The organism is Hymenobacter sediminis (assembly GCF_003231285.1).
Taxonomy (GTDB): domain Bacteria; phylum Bacteroidota; class Bacteroidia; order Cytophagales; family Hymenobacteraceae; genus Hymenobacter; species Hymenobacter sediminis.
Genome location: NZ_QKNS01000016.1, coordinates 1 through 10942, shown reverse-complemented (window position 1 = coordinate 10942; position 10942 = coordinate 1). Strand labels below are relative to the sequence as shown.

Here is a 10942-nt window from a genome sequence, read left to right as displayed (position 1 = left end):
GCAGCTAATAGCTCACGACAAGAAGTTTGTCATCATTGGTCACCAGAATGCCATTACCTATAAGGAGATCTTTAAGCTAATTAAGGAAAATAAGGTTTGGTTGGGATATGGCTTTAAGCGGAACTGCGCTCACTTTGTCAATAACCACTATGATGATTACGCTTCTGATGCGGACCACAAAGAAGGGATGATACGCGTTTCAGGTGTCGTTTGGTATACTAATATAGACACGCCTAAGCGTCACGAGGAGCTAATTATGGTGCAGAAATATTCACCGGAGAAGCATCCGACTTATGATAATTACGATGCTATTAACGTGGATAAAGTAGTCGATATTCCTTATGACTACCCTGGTGCAATGGGTGTACCTATCACTTTTCTAGATAAATATAACCCTGACCAATTTGAGATTCTGGGGAACGAATATGATTTGAATGTCCCCAAGGGAAGAGGCTATGTGAATGGCAAAAGAATGTACAGCAGGATTTTTATTAGAAATCTCAACCCCCAATTATGAAAATAGAATTACGCGAAGTCACCGTTCGGGAGCTTACAGCAGGCTATGAAGACAGCGCCGACGCGGGTGTGGTAGCCCTAGGTGGCCAACTTGATGTGCGCCCGCCTTACCAGCGCGAGTTTATTTACAAGGATAAGCAGCGCGACGCAGTGTTAGCCACCGTAGCACGCGACTACCCGCTAAACGTGCTATACTGGGCCAGTCGGCCCGGTGGCGGCTACGAGGTAATTGACGGGCAACAGCGCACCATTTCCATCTGCCAGTATGTAGCGGGCGACTTCTCAGTGAAGCGTGATGGGCACCAATTGGCCTTCAGCAACCTGCAAGACGACCAGCGTAATCAATTGCTTGACTACAAGCTGATGGTGTACGTGTGCACTGGTGACGAAAGTGAGAAGCTGGAATGGTTTCGTACCATCAATATTGCGGGTGAGAGACTGATGGAGCAGGAGATTCGCAACGCGGTATTTGCGGGGCCGTGGTTGAGTGATGCTCGAAAGTACTTTTCTAAAAATAACTGTGCGGCTTATCAGATAGGCCAAGACTATCTCACTGGCTCGCCCATCCGGCAGGATTATCTGGAAACGGCACTGGACTGGATTAGCACTGGTGCCATCGACATGTACATGAGTGCGCATCAGCACGACCAGAATGCCGCTCCACTGTGGCGCTACTTTCGCGACGTGATAGAATGGGTAAGAACCACCTTTACCGTACAGCGCAAGAAGTTCATGAAAAGTGTGGCTTGGGGTCGGCTCTACAACCAATACAAAGACAAAACTTTTGACACAGCCCACCTAGAGCGCGAAACAGCCCGTCTCATTGCCGACGACGATGTAGAGCGTAAGAGCGGCATATATCCCTACCTGCTCACAGGCGACGAACGCCACCTTAGCCTTCGCGCCTTCAGCGACAGCCAGAAGCAAAAAGCCTATGAAAAGCAGGGTGGCATCTGCGCAAAATGTGGTAAGAAATTCGAGCTGCACGAGATGGAAGCCGATCATATTACCCCGTGGCACGAAGGCGGTAAAACCGTAGATAGCAACTTACAGATGCTGTGCAAAGACGATAACCGGCGTAAGAGTGGAAAATAAGATGTGAGGGTGCGTAGCCTCAAACCCAACTTATCTACTATGTCCAAAATACCGCTAGCCGCTCAGGGAGTCGAGCATGACACAGGCCGCGACCCGCGCACCGCTCACTTGCGCCCCGTCATCGAGTACCTACTAGCCCAGGGCAACCGCCCGGCCCAGTGGTGGCACGAGGATGGGTGGAGGTCGGACCCAGGGGGCGAGCTGCACTACGCCTTTACCGACCCCATTGACGCGGCCCAGTTGCGCGAGCACTTTGCCTTTCCGGAGTCCATCCAGGTGCAGGAGGACGGTTCAATTCGAGACAGCCTCAACCGAGTAGACATTAGCTATGACCGCCCACAGGCGCCACTTAGCTTTGAGTTGCCTAGGCTATAAAGTGCAGTTAGCTAGTGAGTTGTCAGATGATAACTAAACCGGATGTTTAGTTATACAAAACGAATTGGGTGATTTGTCATTAGATTAGCCGTGCAACAGAACGTCTAACTAAACCGCTATGCAGTCCCAGCCGGAAGAAACAAAACCCGAGTTAAGTACAACACTTGCCGAAAGTGCCGAAACAGAACCCGAGTTTAGTGGTACACCAGAGGAAGTAGGCGAAACAAAACCTGAGTTAAGTATAACACCTGCCGAACCGGCCGCAGAAGGGGCGAAACAAAACGAAACAAAACCCAAAGCGAAGGGTGGAAGGCCCCGCAAGGCTCCCGATACAGGCGTTTGGGCTATTCGGGGAGTAGATTTGGAAACGCGGGCCATCGTGGAGAAAACCGCTCAACGTGTCGGCAAGACGATGGGCCAGTTTGTAAACGAGGACGTGCGTTCCTTCTGTCAGGGCCAGCTCACGCAGTCGCAGCTACCCGCCAGCCCCCGCGACCTGCAGGTACAGGTGGAGCAGCTGACCCAACTGGTCGAAGGCATTGCCGCCCGAATGGCCGAGCCCGCCCGCAAGGGCTTTTGGCAGCGGGTATTCGGCAAATAGGAGTGAGGCTAACGGGCTTTAGTAGGCTTGTCAAATAGCGGCCCGCCAGCAGTTGCTTTCTTGATACCAAGCATTGTGAGCAGCAGGCCCGAGAGGGAACGGGCGCTAGTATGCCTGCCTGTTTTCAAGTCATGCGCAAACTTGTTGCAGGCCGCAACGTGCGAGGCGTTGCCTAGAATCTGTTCAACCAGAGCAGGGGTGGTAATGCTGAGTTGCGCGAGCAGCCGCCCAGCGTTCTCGACCTGGTGAGCAGCTAAGCTAGGTGCCTCATCCGGCAGCAACCCGAATGCTAATGGAAGCGCCACTGCTTGCGGCTTAACCGTGAAGACGATGTTTTTAAAGCCACGCCCCACTTTTTCCAACTTATAACCAATCAGCAAATCCGTTTTTTCATTGATTTGCTTCACGGCCACGTCTAGCACGTTCTTCTTGAACATAGATATTTCCGTGTACTCTTCACGGCCTTTATCATCGGCCAGGCTAAGGGTTTTCTTGAGGTCCAGAATAGCCATTTTCTTGGTTTCGCCTATGTCCTTCCACTGGCTGCAAATCTGATAGATCCGCTTAGCATGCTTGCTGGTCAGGCTTAAGGCTGCCTGCACCTGAAAGGAAGTGAAGTTATTCTTAAGGTCGAATAGATATTGAGTAGCGTACTCGTTGAACTCTAGCTCGATAACCCCCGTCCCGAGGATATAATCAATCCGCTTGAACAAGACGAGCTGCCGGAATACTTCGCGGCCGTTGTGCAGTGTATTTATTTCGTGAACGCGGCTCATCATCTCCTTGGTGGATTCACGCAACTGCTTGTAATTGTATTGGCTACCTGTCGCTTTCTCCATTTCGGGGACCGTTATCTGATACACGGCATCCGGGGCATCCTTGCGCAACTTCGAGAGCAACACTAGAAAGATGTTGGATTGTGTCTCGGTGTACTCATAACGCGCATTAGTCAGCGCGTTATGTTGGCGTACTTCCAGGTCGGACTTCATAGCTAGAAGCTTGGTTGCAAAGGCGAAGCTAGCGAAGGCGAACAATAATAAAAAACACTTCGCCTAATCCGTTCGGGTTTACTTATAATCTGTTCGGGTTTCACTTATAATCTGTTCGGGTTAGCCCCTTTTTGGACTTATAATCTGTTCGGATTTACTTATGATCTGTTCGGGTTTACTTATAATCTGTTCGGATTAAGCCAGGCAAGTGTTTGTGAATCAGTGTATTATATGCCCCTCAAATAGCAAATAGGTACAAATAAAGAAATACACAATTGTGATTCGCGCGAGGAAAAGCTTTTAGAACTCGTGGATAAGCGGTGCGGCGCAGCCCAAACAAAAACAGCAAAGTACTGGAAGCCAGCAGTTTGCGAATATTAAATAATTTATATATAATTGGTAATCAGTGGCATATGTTGGTATAAAGGCCTGGTTTGACTTCGCTTTTGTACCGAAAAATGCCCCCTTTGACAGCCCTTTTCTCGGTATTTGTACCTTCCCGGCCGTATTACTACTGATTACGCTACCGAGACTCTATGGCTACTTTCTTTCATTGGGTATTCGTCCTGTTAGGGGCGCTTCTATTCGGTTTCATCGCGCAACTCCTAGCCGGCAAGCTGGAACGAGCACTGCCCGCCCTGTCACGAGGCCTTTACCGGGCCATTGGCCTACGCGAGCCCCCGGACGAGCCGTTTGATTCCTTCGGTCGGTTCGTGGGCCTATTCCTGCTCGCCGGCATCGCCTCCACCTGGCTCGGGGGACTGGCCACGCTCCTGCTGCTGGCTTGGTTAGGCTGGAATATCTATCGCAGCGTTTCAGGGCCTGAGAAGCACGCACAGACCGCAGACGGGAACCAGTCCCTGAATTTCGTGCTGCGCACGACTAGCGGCTCCGCAGTGCGTCTAGGTAACCCCTTCCGGGGCACCTTCATCGCGGGCGGCGCGGGCAGCGGCAAAAGCAAGTCCATCATTGAGCCCATCATTCAGCAGGCGGGTGCGCTGGGGCTAACAGGCGTCGTCTATGACTTCAAGTTTCCCACGCTGGCCGAGGAAGTAGCCGGCAGCTTCGCCGATACGCTCGCGACCTATTACGTCAACTTCACCGACCTCTCGCGCAGCCACCGGGTAAACCCCTTGGCCCCGCAGCTGCTGGCCACCGCCAGCTTTGCCCGCGAGGCCGCGGCCACCATCATCACGAACCTCGACGCTAAAGCCGCGCAGCAGCGCAATTTTTGGATCCAGTCGGGCGAGGTGCTGCTGGCCGGGTGCATCTGGTACTTGCGCCGCAACCATCCGGAGCACTGCAGCTTGCCCGCCGCCGTGAGCATGATCCTAGAGAGCGACGCGCCGCAGCTGCTGGCCACTCTGCAGCAGGACGAGGAAGTGCGGGGCCTCATTGCCTCCATAGCCAGCGCCAGCAAATCCGAGAACACCATCGCCGGGGTATTCTCGACCATCCAGAACTACCTCGCCGTGCTCAACACGCCCGAGATCTTTTGGGTGATGAGCGGCGACCAGGTGCCGCTCGACCTGAACAGCCCCAAAACGCCGGGCGTCCTGGTGGTGGGCAACGACCCGGCCCTGAGCAGCACGTTCTCTCCGCTCATTTCCCTCATCGTGGCCACGGCCATCAAGCGCCTGAACCAGCAGGGTCGCTTGCCGAGCCTGGTGCTACTCGATGAAGCGCCGACCCTGTTCATTCCCAACTTCGCCCAGATCCCGGCCACCGCCCGCAGCAACAAGGTGGCCACGGTGTACGCGGTGCAGGACGTGGCCCAGATGGAAGCCCTGACAAGTCGGCAGGAATCGGAGATGATTCTGGCCAACCTAGGCAACCAGTTTTGGGGCCGCACCACGAACACGGCCACGGCCGAGCGGGTGAGCAAGATGTTCGGGAAGGTGGACAAGGAATACCGCTCCACTACAGCGGGCAAAAGCAAGAGTTCGCAGGTCAACATCTTCAAGCCGAGCACCCACACCAAGAGCACCAGCGAGTCGGTGAGCATCCAGCAGCGCGACAAGTTGGAGGCCCAGCAGGTGATGCGCTTCGGGGTAGGCGAGTTCGCGGGCCTAGTGGTGGAGAGCCGCCGACCGGAGTTCCACGCCACGTTCCAGGCCCAGCCCAGCCAAGCCGTGAAAATCGCCCCGTTCCAGGAGTTAGGAGCCGACCAGGTAAGCCAGAACTTTGCCGCCATCAAGGCCCGGGTGCGGGCCATCGTTCACCCCACGCCAACTCCTAGCCAAGAGCCCGAACAGCTGGCCCAGCTAACTCAACCACTCACCCCAGCAGTACCGCCGCTAGCCCCTAGCGAGGACGAGGGACCCCTGCAAGGCTACTAAACCCGGAAGCAGAGCGATAGCATATTTCGCAGGGAGCATACCCAGCCCAGCAGTTGACCTCCTACCCCCAGCAGACGAGCAGATACCCGCTAGTCGGAGGAGGGAACCATAGCAGCTCGCATCTTGCCTGAGCACCAGTAAGGACGGCAGAGAGGAGGAGGCAGGGGTACCTACTTGTCCTTTTATTCCCTCTTGTTCTGCTAGCCTGGTCAACCGGAATCGGGCAACGGGCCCGGGCAAACGGCGCGGGCGTACCCCTAACGACGTCGTTCTGATAAGAAGCGAGCAGGAACGCTATTCGCTGCGCTTCATACCGTTCCGCTCGCAAAATACTGATTGATAATTAACTAGTTATGTTATATTGCCTCATAAACACGTAAACATAAATGTTTACAATTTAATTTAAGTAGCTGATAGTCAATATAAAATTGTTTACAAAGATGTCAACACCAGCCAAATTTATCCGGGCGGATGACTCGACGCACGAGGCGTTGCAACAACTAGCCAAGGAGCATAAGCTGAGTAACACGAAGCTGCTGGCGGCGATGGTAGAATACTTCCGCGTAACCAAGGCGGACCCCCAGCAACCCACCGGCCCGGACCTGACCAGTAGCCTAGCTAAAATCACGGCTAAGCTGATGGACCTTGACAAGCGCACCATTGGATTTATCCGGGAGCAGGAGAAGCAGTACCTGAAGCCCATTTTGGCCGATGTGCGTGGCCTACACCAGCAGGCTACCAAGCCGAACGAGCTAACCGAGCCGCAGGTAGCGAACGTCGAGCAGTGGCTAACAGCGGTAATCCGCCAAGCCTTCAAACCCGAGTACCGTCACCCAAATCTGCTGAGCACCGCCGCCCCCAGCTATGCTCCCCTCCCGGAGTTGGCCCCTCTGCGCAAGATGCTGGCCGCCTTGTTAGGTAGGGAACTGAACCCCGCCCAATTCATCCCGCGAGCCCCCGCCCCAGCACCGGCCACCGCTACTCCACCGCCCCCTACTAAGCCCGCCTAATGGTTGCCAAAATCCCGAGTTCCGGCACAGGCTTGTCCCAACGCACCGGCAGCTGCGCGGGCCTGGTTGCTTACTTAGAAAAGGAGGTGCAAGGGCAGTGGTTTAGCCTCGACCGGGAGGACGTGCCCGCCGCCGAAGTCACGCAGGCGCTCGACCGCAACAAGCGCAACCTGAACCGCGACGCCGACAAATACTACCAGGTGATACTTGCCCCGAGCCAAGCGGAACTACGCCACATTGACAGCGACCCGGAGAAGCTGCGCGCCTACACTCGAGCAGCGATGGAAGAGTACGCGGCCAACTTTGGGAAAGGCATTGAGGGCAAAGACCTAGTATACTTCGCCAAGGTGGAGCACGAGCGAACTACTGGCCCGAGAGATCGGGCCGTGCAGGTGGGCGACGTGCCCCGAGGCCAGCCCAAGGAAGGCGAGCAGACGCACATTCATGTTCTAGTTAGCCGTACGGAAAACCTATCCCGCTACACCGAGCGCAAGCAGACCGGCGAACTTGACCGGAAGAACCCCTATCACCTGAGCCCGCTGACTAACCACAAGAACACCGAGCGCGGAGTAGTGACGGGCGGCTTTGAGCGCAAGCAGTATTCGGAACGGGTAGAGCAGGCATTTGACCAGGTGTTCAGCTACGAGCGGCCCCTGGCTGAAACTTTTCGCTATGCACATACCATGCAGCACGGCACTTTGGAAGAGTGTGCTGCGCTTAGAGCTCAATCAATTAAGGAGCAGCACCAAGTGATACAGCACTCATTGCTTGGACATAGGATGCAGCCACAGAGAAATGCTACGGAGCAGCCCGACACAATATTAGCCCCTATAGCTACTACACCTGATTTAGCGAACCCCAACCCGAAGCAACGTGGTAAAGGAATAAGGATGTAATGACTGCCTTAAAATCGTACTTTAGCAGAAAGAGTAATCTTGAAATTCGTCAAATAGCTCAAGGCCAGAATTTAATAATAGTACGTTGAACTCATTCATGTTTTAAAGATGAAAATAGAAAAATTAGTAATTGAAAATTTTAGAAATTATAAAAAGTTAACTGAGATTCGTTTTGATGATTTAACTACTATTATTGGAAAGAATGATGCAGGTAAGTCTACTATTCTAGAGGCTCTTGATATTTTTTTGGAGGGAGGTGTTATTAAATTAGATAAATCAGATTTATGTAATTCATCTGTGGAGGGTAGTTGTGTGATGATTGGGGCATCTTTCAGGGATTTGCCAGAAAAGATAATTATTGATTCTGATGTCGAAACATCCTTGGTTGATGAAAAACTATTGAATGTTGATGGATTTTTGGAAATAAGAAAGACATATAAGTCGAAAATTCAAATACAACTATGTGCCAATCATCCTATAAATGAAGATTTGTACGATTTGTTATCTCTGAAAATAGGTGACTTAAAGAAAAGGGCAGAGCAAATAGGTATAGATAAATCATTGTATAAAGCTAATGTTAGCTCGGATATAAGGAGAGCAATAAGAGAAAACTATCCGCACGAGATAATTTATTCAGAAGTTCTTATTGATATCGATAAAGAAGATACAAAGAAAATTTATGAAGCTATAAGTAATTATTTTCCTTTGTATGCTTTGTTTCAATCTGATAGAAAAAATCAAGATAAGGATAGTGAAATACAAGACCCAATGAAATTTGCTACTAAGCAGGTTTTAAAGGAAATGTCTGCTAAGCTCAATGATATTAAAGATGAGGTTGAGAAGAAGTTGCAAGATATAGCGGGCATTACGCTAAGTAAGCTCAAAGAAATGAATCCCGAAGTTGCTTCTCATTTAAAATTAGAAATACCTAAAGAGTTGAAATGGGATAGTGTTTTTAACTTTAATCTAATAAGTGATGACGGGATACCACTTAATAAGCGAGGTAGCGGGGTAAGAAGATTAGTTCTGATAAACTTCTTTAGAGCAGAAGCAGAACGTAAGAGAAAAAGTGCTCAACAAGTTGATGTTATATATGCTATTGAAGAACCGGAAACAGCACAGCATCCAGATTGGCAAATAAAATTGATTGAAGCTCTGCAAGAGTTGTCATCAGATAATAATAGTCAAGTAATACTTACTACGCATAGTCCTGCTTTGGCAGGAATGATTGAATTAGATAATATAAGATTTGTACACAAAAAGGAAGGAGTATTGTGTATTGATAATGGAAATAAGGACAATGTAGAGTTGATAGCTAAGACCCTAGGAGTGTTGCCAGCTTTGCCTATTAAGCCTGATCAATTAAAGGCTATAGTTTGCATGGAAGGCCCTACTGATGTGGATTTTTTAATAAATATATCATCTCATATTAATGTTCCTATTGATTTGATAAATGACAATAGAGTTATTATCATTCCTCTGGGTGGTAGTATACTAGCTTACTGGGTAACTAATAATTACTTAAGGAAACTAGGTATTCCAGAATTTCACATTTATGATAGAGATAAGGATTATAAATATCAAAAAAACTGTGATGAGGTAAATGCTAGAGGCGATGGCTCTTATGCTACCTTAACTAAAAGTATAGAAATTGAAAATTACATACATCCAGATGTAGTAAAGAATATTTTTTCGCTAGAGAATCCATTAATTAATACCAGAGAAGAAGGATGGCATAATAGCTGGATGGATATGGATATAGTTTCGGAAGTTAAAAGAGTTAAGTCCTTTAAAGAAACTAGAATAAAATCATATTTGTCAGATCATGGGGCGAAACAAATGTCTAATGAACTTTTAAAAGCTCTTGGTGTCTCTGAAGAAATAACAGAATGGCTAACAAAAATTAAACACATATTAGATAACTAAGGATTGCTCTTGGTATATGATTATTTGTTATAATTATATTATACTATTTAACAGGTGAAAGGTGTCTGCAATGAATAATTTGGAGTAACTGCTTTAGTTTGCAGTAAACCTTGAAAAGTCTTCTTTTTTAGAAGTATCTAATAGTATTTAATTCATGAATAACCCTTTCTTTCTACCCCAGGAGGCCACCGAGGTTCAGCGCCGTGACATCATGCAACGCTCCTATGCTGCTAGCCAAGCACAGGGCGCTATTGTTACTCCCGAAACTAGAGCTGTGTATGACCGCTATGTGCGGGGGGAGTGTACGCTACAGCAGGCCATTGATAAGGCCATGAGCATCTACCCCTTGCCTGAAAAACGTCCTCAATAATTAGAGCCTTCACTGGAAAAGTACCACGTTGGGCAGCGCAAGGCGACCGGCCAAAAACTGGTGCGATTCCGGGAAGTGTCCGAGAACCGATGTTATGTTAATCAACTTTTCCCAGGAACTAGAGAGGAAGAACACCCACCACTAACTACCCCCAAAATCCAGTTTGCATATGGCCGGGAAAAATAGACTTGACTGTGGGCTACTGACTCAAATACATTATTAGTAATGCTAGCTTTGAGGCTTCATCCTTGCTTCTATGCCGTCCAAAAAACTTAATCAGAATCTGCAAGCTGCCAAAGCCGGCAAGAAAGACGAGTTCTATACTCAACTCGCCGACATTGAGCGAGAGCTAAAGCACTATAAAGCGCATTTTCAGGGTAAAACGGTTTTCTGTAACTGTGACGACCCGCGCGTTTCCAACTTCTTTCACTACTTCTCCTATCGCTTTGAGGAGTTAGGTTTGAAAAAGCTCATTACGACCTGCTACAAGAACCAGGACATGGACTTGTTCAGCCACAATACCAGCGAAACAGCCGTGAAGCTGGAGTATATGGGTGACAAAAACGGCGACCGCATTCCTAATGCCCAGGAAATTGGGGTGGTGCCCCTGCGCGGTGATGGCGATTTTCGCAGTTCTGAAAGTGTAGCTCTGCTCCGCGAAGCTGATATCGTAGTTACTAATCCGCCCTTCTCTCTCTTTCGCGCCTATGTAGAGCAGCTAATAGCTCACGACAAGAAGTTTGTCATCATTGGTCACCAGAATGCCATTACCTATAAGGAGATCTTTAAGCTAATTAAGGAAAATAAGGTTTGGTTGGGATATGG

Annotated in this window: 11 protein-coding genes; 10 read left to right on the top strand and 1 reads right to left on the bottom strand. The window is 49.5% G+C overall.

The annotated features are described in order from the left end of the window. The 4 genes from DNI29_RS23680 to DNI29_RS24785 form a co-directional block, all read left to right on the top strand. Positions 1 to 517: adenine-specific methyltransferase EcoRI family protein (locus DNI29_RS23680; protein ID WP_238388208.1), on the top strand; the 517-nt coding region annotated here is incomplete at its 5' end. Further along, positions 514 to 1611: a GmrSD restriction endonuclease domain-containing protein gene (locus tag DNI29_RS23675; RefSeq protein WP_110980627.1), complete on the top strand. Its 1098-nt coding sequence runs from the start codon at positions 514 to 516 to the stop codon at positions 1609 to 1611. The genes DNI29_RS23680 and DNI29_RS23675, both read left to right, overlap by 4 nt. 39 nt (positions 1612 to 1650) lie before the next feature. Further along, positions 1651 to 1986: a hypothetical protein gene (locus tag DNI29_RS23670; protein ID WP_110980626.1), complete on the top strand. Its 336-nt coding sequence runs from the start codon at positions 1651 to 1653 to the stop codon at positions 1984 to 1986. A 118-nt stretch (positions 1987 to 2104) separates the two neighbouring features. Continuing rightward, complete coding sequence (locus tag DNI29_RS24785) at positions 2105 to 2587, top strand: hypothetical protein (RefSeq protein WP_202910580.1); 483 nt, start codon at positions 2105 to 2107, stop codon at positions 2585 to 2587. Between the two features lie 8 nt (positions 2588 to 2595). On the opposite strand, the gene DNI29_RS23660 is transcribed toward DNI29_RS24785, so the two are convergent. Continuing rightward, positions 2596 to 3576, bottom strand: coding sequence for a replication initiation protein (locus DNI29_RS23660; RefSeq protein ID WP_110980628.1), 981 nt, complete (start codon positions 3574 to 3576; stop codon positions 2596 to 2598). A gap of 536 nt (positions 3577 to 4112) precedes the next feature. Here DNI29_RS23660 and DNI29_RS23655 point away from each other — a divergent pair. The 6 genes from DNI29_RS23655 to DNI29_RS23630 form a co-directional block, all read left to right on the top strand. Next, on the top strand, positions 4113 to 5915 hold the full coding sequence (locus DNI29_RS23655) for a type IV secretory system conjugative DNA transfer family protein (protein WP_110980625.1): 1803 nt from the start codon (positions 4113 to 4115) through the stop codon (positions 5913 to 5915). A 440-nt stretch (positions 5916 to 6355) separates the two neighbouring features. Continuing rightward, a complete protein-coding gene (locus tag DNI29_RS23650; RefSeq protein ID WP_110980624.1) occupies positions 6356 to 6925 on the top strand; it encodes a BfmA/BtgA family mobilization protein in 570 nt (189 codons plus the stop codon). Next, on the top strand, positions 6925 to 7821 hold the full coding sequence (locus DNI29_RS23645; protein ID WP_110980623.1) for a DUF5712 family protein: 897 nt from the start codon (positions 6925 to 6927) through the stop codon (positions 7819 to 7821). Before DNI29_RS23650 ends, DNI29_RS23645 begins: the two co-directional genes overlap by 1 nt. Before the next feature lie 108 nt (positions 7822 to 7929). After that, positions 7930 to 9747, top strand: a complete 1818-nt coding sequence (locus DNI29_RS23640) for an ATP-binding protein (protein ID WP_110980622.1) — start codon at positions 7930 to 7932, stop codon at positions 9745 to 9747. Positions 9748 to 9901: 154 nt separating this feature from the next. Then, entirely contained in the window at positions 9902 to 10117 is a 216-nt protein-coding gene (locus DNI29_RS23635) for an antitoxin VbhA family protein (protein ID WP_110980621.1), read from the top strand. A gap of 256 nt (positions 10118 to 10373) precedes the next feature. After that, the coding region (locus tag DNI29_RS23630) for an adenine-specific methyltransferase EcoRI family protein (RefSeq protein WP_238388207.1) at positions 10374 to 10942 on the top strand (569 nt) is incomplete at its 3' end.